At 40.9% G+C, this 16,346-nt stretch carries 16 protein-coding genes; 13 read left to right on the top strand and 3 right to left on the bottom strand.

The genetic code is table 11. The features are described from left to right. The first annotated feature begins 18 nt into the window (after positions 1 to 18). Positions 19 to 807, top strand: a complete 789-nt coding sequence (locus tag OLM45_RS03610) for a THC0290_0291 family protein (RefSeq protein ID WP_264512056.1) — start codon at positions 19 to 21, stop codon at positions 805 to 807. Positions 808 to 873: 66 nt separating this feature from the next. Here the strand turns inward: OLM45_RS03610 and OLM45_RS03605 are convergent, their stop codons facing one another. Then, entirely contained in the window at positions 874 to 2,016 is a 1,143-nt protein-coding gene (locus tag OLM45_RS03605; protein ID WP_264512054.1) for a cystathionine gamma-synthase, read from the bottom strand. A 189-nt stretch (positions 2,017 to 2,205) separates the two neighbouring features. Continuing rightward, positions 2,206 to 2,661 carry a DinB family protein gene (locus OLM45_RS03600; protein ID WP_264512053.1) on the bottom strand — a complete coding sequence of 152 codons (456 nt, stop codon included), beginning with the start codon at positions 2,659 to 2,661 and terminating at the stop codon, positions 2,206 to 2,208. 207 nt (positions 2,662 to 2,868) lie between these two features. On the opposite strand from OLM45_RS03600, the gene OLM45_RS03595 reads away from it, so the two are divergent. The 12 genes from OLM45_RS03595 to OLM45_RS03540 all read left to right on the top strand — a co-directional run bounded on the left by OLM45_RS03595 (position 2,869) and on the right by OLM45_RS03540 (position 14,975). Next, positions 2,869 to 3,219, top strand: a complete 351-nt coding sequence (locus OLM45_RS03595) for an arsenate reductase family protein (protein ID WP_129460230.1) — start codon at positions 2,869 to 2,871, stop codon at positions 3,217 to 3,219. Beyond that, the gene (locus OLM45_RS03590; protein WP_264512051.1) at positions 3,216 to 4,094 is read left to right on the top strand and encodes a DMT family transporter; all 879 of its coding nucleotides are present in this window, start codon (positions 3,216 to 3,218) and stop codon (positions 4,092 to 4,094) included. Before OLM45_RS03595 ends, OLM45_RS03590 begins: the two co-directional genes overlap by 4 nt. A 914-nt stretch (positions 4,095 to 5,008) precedes the next feature. After that, positions 5,009 to 5,902, top strand: a complete 894-nt coding sequence (locus OLM45_RS03585; protein WP_264512049.1) for a DUF6607 family protein — start codon at positions 5,009 to 5,011, stop codon at positions 5,900 to 5,902. Next, positions 5,902 to 7,974: a TonB-dependent receptor plug domain-containing protein gene (locus tag OLM45_RS03580; protein WP_264512047.1), complete on the top strand. Its 2,073-nt coding sequence runs from the start codon at positions 5,902 to 5,904 to the stop codon at positions 7,972 to 7,974. Before OLM45_RS03585 ends, OLM45_RS03580 begins: the two co-directional genes overlap by 1 nt. Positions 7,975 to 8,002: 28 nt before the next feature. Then, positions 8,003 to 8,629: an HmuY family protein gene (locus tag OLM45_RS03575; protein ID WP_264512045.1), complete on the top strand. Its 627-nt coding sequence runs from the start codon at positions 8,003 to 8,005 to the stop codon at positions 8,627 to 8,629. Between the two features lie 528 nt (positions 8,630 to 9,157). Then, positions 9,158 to 10,018: a YicC/YloC family endoribonuclease gene (locus OLM45_RS03570; RefSeq protein WP_129460232.1), complete on the top strand. Its 861-nt coding sequence runs from the start codon at positions 9,158 to 9,160 to the stop codon at positions 10,016 to 10,018. A gap of 24 nt (positions 10,019 to 10,042) precedes the next feature. After that, on the top strand, positions 10,043 to 10,621 hold the full coding sequence (gene gmk, locus OLM45_RS03565; RefSeq protein WP_264512043.1) for a guanylate kinase: 579 nt from the start codon (positions 10,043 to 10,045) through the stop codon (positions 10,619 to 10,621). Positions 10,622 to 10,698: 77 nt separating this feature from the next. Further along, positions 10,699 to 11,277, top strand: coding sequence for a nicotinate (nicotinamide) nucleotide adenylyltransferase (gene nadD / locus OLM45_RS03560; protein WP_264512041.1), 579 nt, complete (start codon positions 10,699 to 10,701; stop codon positions 11,275 to 11,277). A 5-nt stretch (positions 11,278 to 11,282) separates the two neighbouring features. After that, the gene (locus tag OLM45_RS03555; protein WP_264512039.1) at positions 11,283 to 11,957 is read left to right on the top strand and encodes a hypothetical protein; all 675 of its coding nucleotides are present in this window, start codon (positions 11,283 to 11,285) and stop codon (positions 11,955 to 11,957) included. 28 nt (positions 11,958 to 11,985) lie between these two features. Further along, positions 11,986 to 12,513 carry a hypothetical protein gene (locus OLM45_RS03550; RefSeq protein ID WP_264512037.1) on the top strand — a complete coding sequence of 176 codons (528 nt, stop codon included), beginning with the start codon at positions 11,986 to 11,988 and terminating at the stop codon, positions 12,511 to 12,513. A 69-nt stretch (positions 12,514 to 12,582) separates the two neighbouring features. Continuing rightward, positions 12,583 to 13,746, top strand: coding sequence for an iron-containing alcohol dehydrogenase (locus OLM45_RS03545; protein ID WP_264512035.1), 1,164 nt, complete (start codon positions 12,583 to 12,585; stop codon positions 13,744 to 13,746). 233 nt (positions 13,747 to 13,979) lie between these two features. Beyond that, complete coding sequence (locus OLM45_RS03540; RefSeq protein WP_264512033.1) at positions 13,980 to 14,975, top strand: NAD(P)H-dependent glycerol-3-phosphate dehydrogenase; 996 nt, start codon at positions 13,980 to 13,982, stop codon at positions 14,973 to 14,975. A gap of 69 nt (positions 14,976 to 15,044) precedes the next feature. Here OLM45_RS03540 and OLM45_RS03535 read toward each other — a convergent pair whose 3' ends face one another. Next, positions 15,045 to 16,346, bottom strand: a complete 1,302-nt coding sequence (locus OLM45_RS03535; protein ID WP_264512031.1) for a DUF5689 domain-containing protein — start codon at positions 16,344 to 16,346, stop codon at positions 15,045 to 15,047.

Below are 16,346 nucleotides of genomic sequence, written 5' to 3'. Positions count from 1 at the left end.
GAAAAAACACGTATGAGGATGTCTAAGTATTTTATTCTGACCTCTTTGCTGTTGCTAGGTTTTACCAACCGTATGGCAGCACAATTTGGCTTTTCTCACGAGATTGGAGGAATCTTCGGTCCGGTGGCGTTCCAATCGGATTATGGTGAAAGACACGATTTTTCCACGAATGCTGGGAATACAGGATTTGGTATTGGATTGATTCATTACTTAAACTTCTCTTACCGTGCGGAATGTAACTGTTACACGCCGGAAACGTATTTTAATGACCACTTCAAACTACGCAGTGAGTTATCCTACAATAAAACCAACTTACAACACTTTGGTCAGTGGGTGGATGCAAAGAAAAATTCATTAATAGCGAATCAATTGCGTGCAATGCGTGGTAGTACAGCTGTGACAAACATCGGTATGCAATTGGAATTCTATCCACTCAGTATTCGTGATTTTACAGCAACACCAGGAGCGTGGGCACCTTTCTTAGGTTTAGGTGCACAATTCAGTTTTTTCAAACCAACTGCTTATTCTACTTTAGGTGATGGGCTAGGAGAATTAACAACGGTAACCCCAATAAAATACATGGATGCATTTGATACCCGTGGAGGTACAACTTGGTCCATCGTGTCCAGTGTAGGTACACGTTATAAATTAAATGATATGTCTGACTTGATGTTGGAATTGCGTTGGCAGTATTACTTCTCCAACTGGGTAGACGGTTTGAGTCCTGACCCACGTATTTACACCGAGAATAAAGCCAACGACTGGAATTTAATGTTGAACTTCGGTTATATTTATTACTTACAATAGGATTATTAATTCCAAAAAAATAAAGCTCCGTATATCGGAGCTTTATTTTTTTATAGTTGTTTCTGATTAACGAAACGCTTGTTCCAAATCGGCAATCAAATCGTCGATATCTTCTACACCCACACTCAAACGTACTAAGTCATCCGAGATACCGCCTTCTTTGCGCTTGTCTTCGGGAATCGACGCATGCGTCATTAAGGCTGGATGGTTTGCTAGCGATTCTACGCCACCTAAAGATTCCGCTAAAGTAAATACTTTCACTTTCTCCAAGAAGGCAATCGCATCTTCGCCTTTACCGGATTTAAAAGTAAACGATACCATACCCCCAAAACCACTCATTTGTTTTTTGGCAATGGAATGAAATGGATGGTCGGGTAATCCCGGATAGAATACTTTATCTACGGCAGGGTGATTGCTTAAAAACTCGGCTACCTTCATTCCGTTTTCGCAATGACGTTGTACTCGTAAATGCAAGGTTTTGATCCCGCGCAATACCAAATAACTGTCCATTGGGCCGAGCGTTCCCCCTGTTGCAAACTGTTTGAAATGCAATTCGTCACCCAACTCTTTATCCTTGATGATTAAGGCACCCGCAATTACGTCGCTGTGACCTCCCAAGTATTTAGTAGCCGAATGCATAACAATATCAGCACCTAAGTCCAAAGGCTTTTGTAAATAAGGCGTTGCAAACGTATTGTCTACCGCGAAAAGGATGTTGTGTTTTTTAGTGATTTTAGCGATTTCGGCAATATCTGCCAATTTCATTAACGGGTTGGTTGGTGTTTCTACCCAAACCAATTTTGTATTCTCGTTGATTAACGCTTGGAATCCTTCCAAATCGTTCATATCTACAAAGTGAAACTTGATGCCGCTGTCTTTGTACAAACGGGTGAACAAACGATAGGTACCGCCGTAAAGGTCGTCCATCGCGATGATTTCGTCACCGGCTTTAAAGAGACGTAACAAACAGTCGGTTGCCGCTAAACCGGAGGCAAAGGCTAAACCACGCGCTCCGTTTTCAATCGATGCTAAGGCATCTTCTAATGCTTGTCGAGTAGGATTGGCCGCACGGCTATATTCGTAATCGCCTACGGGTTTGCCCGGACTCACTTGGGCATAAGTAGAAGTTTGAAACACTGGAGTCATTACCGCTCCTGTAACTTCTTCATGGTGTTGACCACCGTGTATTACTTTGGTATTAAATTTCATAATTTAAAATCTAAATGTGTGGGCAAAGGTAAGGAATTTGGAGGATTGGAGAGTAGACTTTAGACGTTAGAGTTTGAATTCAGATTGCAGTATACAGTGTTCAGTGTTACTGACGACTGACGACTGATGACTGATCACTGATGACTGATTTCTGTTTACTGATCACTGCCTACTGATCACTGGTCACTACTACACCAATTTCTTCAAATACATCAACATGCCAAAGTGAATACCTTCGTGGAAGGTGTTGAAGGTCACAGCGTCTTGGAAGGTCGCCAAGTGAAAACCGGTTTGGGATTGGTATTCGTTGAATGTGGTGAACTTACCCGCTTGCCAATCTAGCTTGAATTGTTCGACTGTAGAAAGCAATAACACTTTGATTTCATCCACCTCTTCTTGTGTCGCGTTACCGTCCGGACGGGAACCGTTTTGGTACTTCACCACCATATCTTGGGAAATGTTGATGGGTAAATTGGATAAGGTGTACATCAATTTTTGTTGAGAAACAATAATATGTCCCGCTTGCCAAATCATGTTATTGGACAAGCCCTGAGGGATAGTATTGAGTTGGTCAAGGGTATACGACTCTAGAAATTTAAGATACAATTTACGACTGGTTTCCCAGGTTTTTAGAAAGGATTCCATAAGGCTATATTTTTCTTACGAAGATAAAGTTTTTACTGTTTTATATTTTGAGTGCTAAATGATAAATGATAGAATACTTGAATTTTTTAGATGTACAAGGGAATACTGATGCCTGATTAGTGACCACTGATCACTACATAGTGCCTGCCTGCCGATTTAGACAGGAAATCTCCCCCAGAATCCCTACTTTTGTCAAAAAATAACGCTATGCGAAAAATCTACTACTTAAAAACCTGCGATACCTGCAAACGCATCTTGAAATCGCTTCCAAATACCGAAGGTTTTGCCTTTCAAGATATCAAGGAACAGCCCTTGACTGTGGCGCAGTTGGAAGCCATCCATGCGTTGACGGGTTCGTATGAAGTGTTGTTTAGTAAGCGTGCGAAGCTCTACAAAGAGCGCAACATGAAGGATGAAGTATTGTCAGAAGCCGATTATAAGCGGTACATTTTGGAGCATTACACCTTTTTAAACCGACCCGTGATTGTGGTAGATGATCAGGTGTTTGTTGGGAACAGTCCGAAAGTTGTCGCACAAGCTATAGCTGCCTTATCATGAGTAAACGTGCATGGGCGCTCGTCGCTGCTACCTTAGTTTCGATTATTTATGGCGTAACCTTTACCATTGCCAAAGACGTTATGCCGCAGTATGTGCAACCGTTTGGGTTTATAGTGTTGCGTGTTGGGGGTTCGGTACTTTTGTTCTGGCTGTTGTCGTTCTTCGGTCCGAAGGAGAAAATTGCGTTAGAAGACTTTCCCCGTATTGCCGCAGCGGCTTTGTTTGGGGTGGCGTTTAACATGCTGACATTTTTTAAAGGCCTGAGTTACACCTCACCAATTATGGGTGCGGTTCTCATGGTAACTACGCCGATGATCGTGTTGGTTCTCTCGGCATTGATCATGAAAGAACGCATGAAAACCCCAAAAATCTTGGGGATTTTACTGGGCTTGGTGGGAACGGTTACCCTTATTTTATATGGTAAATCGGTGGTGAATGCGTCCAATGCTATGTTAGGAAACTTGCTCGTCTTTGTGAATGCGGTTTCCTACGGATTTTACCTCATTATCGTGAAAAAATTGATGGACAAATACAATGCCTTCACCTTTGTGAAATGGATTTACACCTTTGGTTTTCTCATGGTGTTGCCGTTTGGGTGGAGCGAATTTCAAGCCATTGCTTGGCCGACCCTAGGCATTGACATTCTCTGGAAAATTGGATTTGTGGTGGTCTTTTCTACATTCCTGACGTATTTATTAAACTTAGTTTCCATGCGGGAATTAAAACCCACTACGGTGGCTGTATTTATCTATTTACAACCACTATTCGCCACCATCTTTGCTGTAAGCTTAGGCAAAGACGACTTGAACCTCATCAAAATCCTTTCGGCGGGGTTGATCTTTGCGGGGGTGTATTTGGTGACAAGGAAGAAATAGTTTCTCAACGGTTGTTTCAAGTTTCAAGTTTCAGGTTTAAAGTTGCGTTCTAAGAACATGCATTTTCAAATTGCCTCATTGACACATCGCCTCATTTTCAAATTGCATCTAAAACTCGGATCTGATTCGCATTTCATTCGAACTTCATTCCTATTACATTCGGGGTTAACTAAAGGATTACCTTGGGTTAACAGCTGTCTTCTTTTTGTTTCGTTCGTATTGTTTGCGTAATCACTCCGTAATGTGTCCGAGAAAAAGGGCATTTTCACGGACTCACCTCGGACTCACTACGGACTCACTACGGACTCACTCAAAGGAAAACAAGGAGTAAACTAAGAAAAAACAAGCCTTTACCTCGAAGTACAGATGACGTTACCATGACGATAGAATGATGTTACAACAAAGTTAATTCCACTTAAAACAACGATCTTAGTTACGTTACTACCTCAAACGGAGCAATGGAGTAATCACGGGGTGGTACAAGTATGTAGCTTCTCCTTTTCAGAATAAGTGGAAAAGTGGAAGGAGTTTAAAAGTGTAGCAACCCGCCTGAGTGAACTCGCATTTTCAAATCTTCAAATTGACACATTTTCTAAAGTAACTTATTGCTTTGTTAGCACAAACTCAAGCCAACAAATTTGTCAATTCATTTTATAAAACCACTTTTTGCTAAAGTTGATCTCATTGACCATTTATTCTGCTTTTTTCCTATTCAACTTTCTTGTAATTTTTTAATCATTCTTCAATATTCGATTGATTGCAAAAGGGTTAGGTATATTGATTCCTCTTTGAAAGGATTTCGATTTGTTAAATTATTTAGATTGATTAAAAATAACATTATATTTATTTGGATTAAATATAAATAAGGATATATATTTGCCTTGTTTAGAATCAATCTAATTAACATTTTTATAATGAAAACCTTACTATCCCTAAGTTTATGCGCTTTAATGTGCGCTGCAACCGCCCAAAAAAAAGAAGACGAACAAGCGATTAAATCCTTCTGTGGGTGTTATGAAATCCAATTTAATTTTGCAGAAACCTTTGCCTATCCAAAGGATTCAACTACTTACAAACCTTCCAATGTAAAACATGAAACCGCTTTGGAATGGGCAGAACTCATTGAAGATACTCCGGGCAAAAAATCCATTCAACATTTATTAATTGTTGGAAAAGGAATGATTGTGAAGCACTGGCGTCAAGATTGGACTTATGAAAATACCCGATTCTATGATTATAACGGGTTTAATGACTGGAAATTCTTAACTGTACCCGCTCCAACTGTTCGCGGGCAATGGACACAAAGCGTTTTTGAAGTAGATGACAAACCCCGTTATTCGGGAAGCGCTTCTTGGAATCATGTGGATGGCCGTCATTTTTGGGAAAATATAACCAATGCTCCGCTTCCTCGACGCGAGTATACCCAACGGGAAGATTACAATATTACGCGTCGTTTCAACACCCTTGAAATCACAAACACAGGATGGATTCACGACCAAGACAACGATAAAATTATCAAAGAGAAATCAGGTTCAACCTATCTTTTAGCGCAAGAAAAAGGATACAATACCTACAAAAAAGTTGACGACTCCAAATGTGAAGCGGCACAAAAATGGTGGAAAGAAAACCAAGCATTTTGGAAAAAAGTACGTCTTAAATGGGATGCCGTTTTCGCAAAAAACGCCACTATACAGTTGAAGAATGAAGTGGATGGAAAACCGCTACATGTTCATTTACAAGCGCTCTCGAATCAAGCGAATCAAGATGAAATCAACGCTGTTATCGATCGTTTTATCATTTCTAAATAATGAAAAAATTACACTGCCCACTAATCTTGGGATTCCTTATTTTGGGATGGGAAAGTAGTGGACAAGTCGTCAAAGACTCGGTCGCTACCACTTCATTATCGGAAGTAATTGTGACCGGAACGCGCACAGAACGTTCGGTAGCTACGCTTCCCCTTCCTACCCATGTGATTCGCGGTGAGGTCATTCAAAAGACAGGGTTGAGTCGGCTTAATGAAATTATTCAAGAGCAAACCGGACTCATAACGGTTACCGATTTTGGCGGCGGTGAAGGCATTCAAATGCAAGGATTGGATGCGGCGTATGTGATGATTCTCGTCGATGGACAACCCTTGTTTGGGCGCAGTGCGGGGACATTGGATTTGAGTCGAATTTCGGTTAACAATATCGATCGGATTGAAATTATCAAAGGTGCTTCCTCGTGTTTGTATGGCTCAGAAGCCTTAGCGGGTGTGATTAATATTATAACCAAAAAACCGCGTGTAACCGATCGCATTCACGGAAATTTCAATTACAAAATCGCCCGTTTTGACACCCATGATTTGGGAACATCTTTAGCATACGGAAAAGAGAAAATTGCCATTGAAATATTTGGTAATTATTTCAAAACGCAAGGGTACAATTTGAGTTCGTCTGACTTTTCCAAAACTGTGGAACCCTATTCTAATTTTACGCTCCAACCCAAAATTAAGATGACACTTACCAATCGATTGCAACTGAATGCGAATATGCGTGTCTTTCAACAATCGCAAATCAACCGTACGGAAGTGAGTTCAGAACGCTATAGCGGTGAGAGCAAGATCAAGGAATTGAATGGGACATTGGCATTAAATCATTCTGTAAATCAACAATTAAAAATGGTCTATGAATTCTACACTACAAATTATGTAGCAGAGGAACATTTGAAGTCAGCCCAAAATGAATTGTTTGACGCCTCCACTTTTGATCAATGGTTTTACCGTCCTGAGGTTCGCCTGCATTATACATTAAAGGCTCATACGATCAGTGCCGGCTTGGGGTTGAACTATGAAACGTTGGAGCGAACCTATTTTGACCAACAAGCCCAATTGCAATCGGAATATGCTTTTGGCCAATTGGAATGGTTTCCGCATAAAAAGTGGAATATTTTGGCTGGTTTCCGCTTTGATCATCCCCATCAGTACCAAACACAATGGAGTCCGAAGCTTGCGGTCAATTACCAGTGGAGTGCTAACTACTCTTTGAAAGCCTCGGTTGGGTATGGATTTAAAGCTCCCGATTTGCGTCAATTGTATTTCAATTTTACCAACTCGGCCGTGGGATATACCGTTTTGGGGTATAATGTCGCTGAGGCACAACTTACCGAATTACAAAATCAGGGGCAATTGTTGTTTACCAATGGGTTTACATTTACCCAACCTTTACGTCCTGAGAGTTCAATTAACTTCAATTGGGGTGGGTATTATAAGAGCAAAAAAGTAACCGTAGATTACAATGCCTTTTTCAATACGATTCGTGATTTAATAGACACGAAGGCCGTTGCCCAAAAAACCAATGGTCAGAATGTATTTTCGTATTTCAATATCGACAAAATCATCACCTATGGTGCGGAACTTACCACCACGTATTCTCACAAAAAAGAGCTGAGTTTTACTTTGGGGTATCAATACCTTATTGCCAAAGATGTGCAAGTGATGGACAGGATACGAAGGGGGGAAGTCTATGCACGTGATCCCGAAACCTTGGCTTCTTTTGCTTTACAATCCAGTGATTATTTTGGGTTGTTTAACCGTTCCAAACACACGGCCAATGTGAAAGTAAATTATTCCTTTCCGTTTATGAAAACAACCGTTGTTGCGCGTTTGTTGTACCGAAGTAAGTTTGGATTGTATGACACAAATAACAATGCGATTTTGGATCGTTATGACGTGTTTGTAAAAGGCTATTGTACGGCCAATCTTACCTTCAATCACGACCTTAATGCGGCGATGACTTTGCAATGGGGCGGTGTCAATGTATTCGATTACAAAGACCCTAGTAATTTACCCAACTTGGCGGGGCGCCAACTATTTGCTCGAATAACTTATCAATTTTAACCTAATTATTCATTTAATATTTTTTATCATGTTTACAACCTCACATTTCAAATCAATTGTTTTGATCTTAGTCCTCGGGTTTTTCACCTCGTGTTCTGATGATGATTCCAATTCAACTACAACCACTACGTTAGAGACTACAACCTATTCCAACTTGTATGCTCCACAAACGGGCGGCCAAGGACAGCCTGTAGGTGGTGCATTTACAAAGTTTAGTTTTTCACAAAATGCCATTGTGACGGATGATTCTTGGGACATTGCATTTCGAGGAACAACCATCGTTGTGAACGGTGGAAGTGCAATTGGCATCACAGATGAACCGACACGTACGGGAGTTGGTGCAGTAAGTATGGTATCCAATTCACTGGACGGTGTAACTCAAGTTCCCGAGGCTTCCACTTTTGCACAAGATGCAGCCAATACCTATGCGATCCCTACCGGAAGTGGCAACGGCTGGTACAATTACAGCAGTACGACCAACATTGTGTCGCCTATTGCAGGGAAGATATTTGTAGTAAAAACCCACGATGGCAAATACGCCAAAATGGAGATCCTCAGTTACTACAAAGACGCTCCGGCCAACCCCGATGCTAGTTCTTTGACCCGTTATTTTACGTTCCGGTTTGTGTATCAACCCAACGGTACTACCTTCTAATCCATCTATTTATTTTTCTTCGCGTTGGTGCACCCTAGACGTTTCCCTAAACCGAATCGTTTGGGGTGTTTTTTTTGAACGTAAATCGTTAGCGGGTGTTGTGGTTTGTTTCAAGTTTCAGGTTTAAAGTTTAAAGTTGCGTTCTAAGAACGTACCTTTTCAAATTAAGTGGAAAAGTGGAAGGAGTTTAAGAGTGTAGTATCACGCTTGAGTGAACACTCATTTTCAAATCTTCAAATTGACACATTTTCAAATTAAGTGGAAAAGTGGAAGGAGTTTAAAAGTGTAGCAACCCGCCTGTGTAAACTCGAATTTTCAAATTAAGTGTAAAAGTGGAAGGAGTTTAAAAGTGTAGCAACCCGCCTGTGTAAACTCGCATTTTCAAATTGACACATCGACACATCGGCACATTGCCCCAGCGATAGGAGCGGCATCCCCGTAACGAAGTGGAGGGATACAGCGGATAGCGCGGTGGCTTGCCAGGGGCCAAAAAAAAATAACTATCTTTGAGCTCATTTTTATGCGTATATGATACAATCGATGACTGGATTTGGGAAAGCTTCGTTGCAATTGCCCACCAAGAAAATAACTGTAGAAATCAAATCGTTGAACAGCAAAGGACTGGACGTGAACACACGGATGCCTTCGATGTACCGCGAGATGGAACTGGGCTTGCGCAATTTGCTTTCGCAGCGTTTGGAGCGGGGAAAAGTAGATTTTTCGTTATTTATCGAAATCACGGGTGAGGAAACGGCCTCGAAAATCAACGGTCCGATTGTGAAGGGCTATATTGCTCAAATGCGCGAAATTATTCCGGATGCCGACCCTACAGAATTGATGAAAATGGCAGTGCGTATGCCGGATGCCTTAAAAACGGAACGCGACGATATTGATGAAGCGGAGTGGCAACACATCCAATCAGTGATTGATGAGGCGTTGCAAAACATCATCAACTTCCGCACCGATGAAGGCTTAGCACTCGAAAAGGAGTTTACCCAACGCATTGCCAACATTCGCGCCTTGATGCACGAAGCGGTATCGTTTGACAGCGAGCGCATTGACACGGTGAAAACGCGTTTGCGCACAGCATTGGACGAATTGGAAGCGGCAGTAGACGAAAACCGATTCGAACAAGAATTGATCTTTTATCTTGAAAAATACGACGTGACCGAAGAACGGGTTCGTTTGGACAACCACCTGAATTATTTCTTGGAAACCCTTGCTGGCTCTGAAGCGAACGGTCGTAAACTGGGATTTATTACCCAAGAAATGGGTCGGGAAATCAACACCATGGGTTCGAAGTCAAATCATGCGGAAATGCAAAAATGCGTGGTGATGATGAAGGATGAATTGGAGAAAATTAAAGAACAAGTGTTGAACGTTTTATAAGCGTTTGCACCCTAAACAACACACATGTCAACAGGAAAACTTATTGTCTTCTCGGCGCCTTCGGGATCGGGAAAAACCACCATTGTTCGTCACCTATTGGGTATTCCGGAGCTGAATTTAGAGTTCTCGGTTTCCTGCACTACGCGTGAACCGCGCGGCACAGAGGTACACGGCAAAGATTACTACTATATCAGCATCGAGGATTTCAAAAAACACATCAAAGCCGAGGATTTTGTGGAGTGGGAAGAAGTGTACCGCGACAACTTTTACGGCACCCTAAAAAGTGAAGTAGAGCGTATTTGGGCTTTGGGCAAAAATGTGATTTTTGATATTGATGTGGCGGGTGGTTTACGCATCAAAAAGAAATTCCCAAACGAGACCTTGGCGGTATTTGTAAAACCCCCAAGTGTTGACGAATTGAAACGCCGTTTGAAAGAACGCTCCACGGAAAGCGACGACAAAATCAACATGCGTATTGCCAAAGCCCACGTGGAATTGGCCACCGCTCCCCAATTTGATAAGATCATCAAGAATTATGATTTGGACACGGCGAAGCAAGAGGCGGTGGAATTAGTACAGGATTTTATTGACGGAAAGTTGTAAGCTATTTTAAATTTTATATTATAAATTTTAAATGATTCGTATCACTTTCATAATTCACAATTCATAACTCATCACTAATGAAAGTCGGTCTTTACTTCGGCACCTTCAACCCTATTCATGTGGGGCATTTGATTATTGCGAATCATTTGGCAGAGTACTCGGATTTGGATCAAATCTGGATGGTGGTGACGCCGCACAATCCGCATAAGGAGAAGCGCACGTTGTTGGATGATTACCAGCGCTTGCATTTGGTGCATTTGGCGACAGAAGCCTATCCAAAAATCAAGCCTTCGGACATTGAGTTTAAGTTACCGCAGCCCAATTATACCGTGAATACGTTGGTGCATTTGCTGGAGAAGTTTCCGCAACATGAATTTGCTTTGATCATGGGGGAAGACAACCTGAATTCGCTGCACAAGTGGAAAAACTACGAATACATCTTGGAACACCATGCGATTTATGTCTATCCGCGTATTGCAGCCGGTGAAGCCTTACCCGAATTACTGCAGCATCCTCACGTGCATAAGATTGATGCTCCTGTGGTCGAAATTTCTTCTACGGCGATACGCGAGGGTATTGCACAACAAAAGAATGTTCGTCCGCTCCTACCCGATGCCGTTTGGGAATATGTGGATGCGAATTTGTTGTATAAATAATAACTATGCACGCCTTTCAATGTAAAATCGTCGAACAGAAAAAACCTTCGGCACTTAATTTAACCCGATCAGAGCTACTGCTTTATTATGGTTTCTTTGTTTTGCTAGTACAATGCGCCATAGGTTATTTCCTATTCGAGAAAAAAAATATTGAAACGCCAATCCTTTTTACCGCTTTTACAATACTTACTGTTTTGGCTATTTTGTTTAGTAGCTTCTTGCGATTAACGGAACACCAAAATTTTAATGCTGAATATATTGGTGACTTTCGCATTGAAGACAATCACTTTCATTGTGCTGGTCGGGAATTTTCATTTGCCTCAATACAAAATCTAAAAACCGATATCAGTGATTTTTATGGAAAGGAAACAGGTAACCGTCGTATAGGTCCGCGTTACAGCAATGGAATAAGCAATTTTATCCATTTTGACAGTGCGGGTAAATCGTTTACTTTTCAATTGGAAATCTTGAAGGAACAAGCAATCTATGACTTTGAATGGGCCCTTATAAATTGCATCTGTTCGGAACGAATTCCCTATCAGTATTCGAATTTCGATTGTATTGCTGAAACTAATTTAGACATGCCTACTGTGCGGAATTTTATTTTTAAATTAGTACATGAACAACGGTTGGATGCATCTGATCGATTAGTGATACGAGGATTTTCCAACGAAGTTTAACTAAGGATTAAAAAAACAATTTTGAAATATGACCTTACATTTTAGTCTATTTCATCCACAACCTGAACCAAAGGTAATCTGGAAAACATGGATACTCCCACAAAAGTTTGACTTTTATTTTTGTGGACTTTTGTTTCTATTTATCGGAATAATTGCTCAACTTTATTATTCAATTAGAGAACAAGAAGCACCAAAATCAATTCTTACTTTTTACCTTCTTGGTTTTGTCGCTATTCAAATTCACCGTTTTCTTAATTCTGTTACTTATTACAATGATTCTGGGGATTTTAAGGGTTATGTTCGTTTTGATTATGAAGGCTTTGAATGGAATGGCGAGTGGTATTCCAAAAAAGATTTTGCAATGGTTTCCTATGCGATTGACGATTATTCTGGAAAAACTATAGGTGGAAATTCATCCAAACTATTGCTTAGCTCAGGCACTTCCAATTATTTTACGTTCACTACTGCTGAAGCTACCTATCAATTACAATTTCGTATCCCTTCAGAAAAGTATTTGTATCCGTTGAAAGAGGTGTTGCAGAGTTATATTCCATGAACCTTAACATTACCTTACCATACGTTTTCTAGGCAATGCTTTACCTTTGCCAAATAAATTTTTACAGCTATGACAAATTTTGAATTATACAATCCCGTAAATTATATTTTCGGTCAAGGGCAGATTGCCAAGTTGGCGGAATTAACCCCAAAAAACACCAAAGTCATGTTGGCGTATGGCGGTGGAAGTATTTTTAAGAATGGTGTGTACGACCAAGTGAAAGCGGCTTTGGCGGGTTTTGAATTGGTTGAATTTGGAGGGATCGAACCCAATCCACGCTATGAAACCTTGATGAAAGCGGTGGAATTGATCCGTGCTGAAAACATTGGTTTTGTATTGGCGATTGGCGGTGGTAGTGTGATTGACGGAGTGAAATTTATTTCGGCCGCTGTAAACTATGCCGGTGATGCCATCGAAATCTTGAAACAACGCATCTTATTCAAAGATGCTTCGGTTTGTGTGCCGTTTGGAACGGTGTTGACTTTACCTGCTACCGGTTCTGAAATGAATTCGGGTGCGGTAGTGACCATTGAAGCAACCCAAGAAAAATTAACTTTGGGCGGTAGTGCTTTGTTTCCAAAATTCTCGATTGTGGACCCCACAGTAATTGCTTCGTTACCGAAAAGACAATTGCAAAATGGAGTGATTGATGCCTTTACCCACGTAATGGAACAGTATCTCACGTATACGCATGATGCGTTGTTGCAAGACCGCATTGCCGAGAGTATTTTACAAACTTTAGTGGAAATTGGTCCGTCGGTGGTTGACAATCCCACCGATTATAAATTGGCATCCAATTTTGTATGGTCGGCGACGATGGCCTTAAATGGTTTGATTCAAAAAGGGGTACCCTCCGATTGGGCAACGCACATGATTGGACACGAATTGACCGCTTTGTATGAAATCGATCATGCCCGTACCTTGGCGATTATCGGACCAAACCTCTACCGAGTGATGTTTGATACGAAAAAAGAAAAATTAGCTCAATACGGTAAACGCGTATGGAATTTAACGGGAACTAATGAGGAAATTGCCAAAGCGGCCATTGACAAAACTGTAGATTTTTTCCACACTATGGGTATGAAAACGCGTATTTCGGAAAATGCTGAAAACATTGAAGGCACAGCGGACTTCATCGTGCAACGTTTTGAAGAGCGCGGTTGGTTAGCCATGGGAGAACGTCAAAATATTACGCCCGAGAAAGTACGTGAAATTGTAGAACTTAGTTATTAATTCGCTAGTGATTCTAAAGTCAAAAGGCGTTCAGTTTAGCACTGAACGCCTTTTTTCAACCCAAAACAAAAATTCACTAAACTAATCTAACCTTTATTCAATAACGGGTGGGTTTCGCTCAAATTGTAGCGGCTAGTGTTAAAATAAACGTTAAAGTTTTTAGAGGGTGACCGGCTGTTCTTTTGGGCAAAACCGATAAAAAGAGTATTTTTGGAACTTACAAACCAACAAACATGCAAAAACATCCTAAAGTAGCGGTTATCGGTGGCGGTAGTTGGGCCACAGCGATTGCGAAAATGTTATGTGTTAATCTTGATGAGATTGCCTGGTACATGCGTAATGCTTCCGCGATTGACCATTTAAAAGCGTATAAACACAACCCGAATTATTTGAGTTCGGTTGAATTTGATATCACCAAATTACGGTTGACCCAAGACATTAACGAAGCAGTCGCTTATGCTGATTATGTCATTTTTGCGATTCCTTCGGCTTTTTTAAGCAAGGAATTGGAAAAGTTGACCGTGAGTCTGGAAAACAAAATTATCTTCTCTGCGATCAAAGGTATCGTGCCAGAAACCTTTTTGATTGTAGGCGAACATTTTCATAAGATGTTCCATATTCCTTATGAAAATATTGGAGTGATTACCGGACCTTGTCATGCGGAGGAAGTCGCCTTAGAGCGTTTGTCGTATTTGACGATTGCCTGTGGTGACACGAAAAAGGCCAAAGAGATGGCGAAGTTATTGGCGGGGAATTACATTAAAACCAAGACTTCAGATGATATTATTGGAACCGAATATGCGGCGATGTTGAAAAACATTTACGCAATTGCGGCGGGTATTGCGCATGGTTTGGGTTATGGCGACAATTTCCAATCGGTGATTATGAGTAATGCCATTCGTGAAATGAAGAAATTCATCAAGAAAGTGCACCGCATGAAGCGCAACATCAATAACTCGGCGTATTTGGGCGATTTATTGGTGACTGGCTATTCCGTATTCTCCCGCAACAGAATGTTCGGAAACATGATTGGAAAAGGCTATACGGTTAAATCAGCAATGATGGAGATGAGTATGGTAGCCGAAGGGTATTATGCGGTTAAAAGCGCGTATAAATTGAACCAAGAATACAAAGCCAGCACACCCATTATTGATGCGGTCTATGCGATATTGTATGAAGGAAAAGATGCGAAATCGACCTTTAAGAAATTGACGGAGAAATTGGATTAATTTTCAATGATAATAAAATAAAAAAGCCCTGAGAAAACTCAGGGCTTTTTTTATGCGGTGGATCAAGAATTATTGACCAGTTACTTTTACGTTATCTACTTCCCATGTACGAGAAGCCGAAGTTGTAGAGGTGTATTTAAACGCTACACGGAAGTTCGGATTTCCGATATAAGACGAAATATCGATATCCCCTGAGTTGGTCCACACATAGGCTGCTGTATTCAAATCCAAAGTAGCATTCGTAATTTGCGTCCATGTTGCTGTTGATGGCGCTCCACCCGTATAGTTTGTTGAAACATAAATTTCCAATACATTTCCTGCAAAACGAGAAGCGGTTTGGAAAGTCATTTTTGCATTTGTTGTCAAAGTAGATAAGTTAATCGCAGGAGAAATTAACCAGTCTTCGTTAGCATTATTAGTGCTGTTGGCGAAACCTGACATTTTTGCGCAAGAACCAGGATTACCGAATTGCGTATCTAAGGTCCAAACTTGTGCACCAGTTACCGACATTTTTGCCCAGCTACCGAAATTAGACGTAAACGTTTCTTCAAACAAAGGCACAACACGAGGATTCTCCATTTTCACGTCGTTGATTGTACGGATCATGAATTGGTAATCGTTGTTGTATTTGGTCATTACCCCACGGATTTTACCGTTTTTGGAAGGAATAATGTTGGCTGCGAAGTTCACAAACTCAGATACTCGAACGATCAAAGTATTTCCGTCCGCATCTTTGATCAAGTTGTTCGTAGCACCACCAATTACATTGGTTGCATCGTAATAGGTTTTTCCAACATAAGCATCGTCAAACTGCACGGCATCAATTTCGATTAACTTGTTGATGTTGGCATTGTTTTTCGCTTGAGAGATGGTCATTGGAAGTACTAAATCGTCTTCATTCTTTTTATCACATCCACGGACGATTGCTTGTTCGTATTGAACCCCTGACAAACGTCCCACAGAACCGTTGTATAATGAACCAATTTCAAAAGAAGCCGTTTGCGTATCGTTTGCATAATACAACCCTTTCATTTTCACATAGACTTTGCGTCCGGGTTCAAATTTTGTATACAAGTTATACGCATCAACAGGCATAGAGAAAGCTTGCGAATTGTCTGCAGTAACAAAAGAAATCGATTTGTAGAAGTTTCCTCCCTCATCACTTGAAACGGCATACGCTTCAATGATATCGTCACCTGTGTACTCTTGCGCGGTAGTAGTCGCCGTAGTTTTTACGTCGGCAACGGTTTTAGTAGCCGTAAGTGTCGTACACTCATTAGATAAGTCTGGAGCATCATAGTAATCACTATTGATACAGCTTTGTAAGGCTAATACTAAAGCTCCGGTAAGTACTAATTGTAATTTTTTCAT

Origin of the sequence: Flavobacterium sp. N1719, assembly GCF_025947045.1 — a bacterium.
Lineage (GTDB): Bacteria > Bacteroidota > Bacteroidia > Flavobacteriales > Flavobacteriaceae > Flavobacterium > Flavobacterium stagni.
The sequence above is the reverse complement of the archived record's forward strand: the minus strand, read 5'-3'. Positions and strand labels throughout refer to the sequence as shown.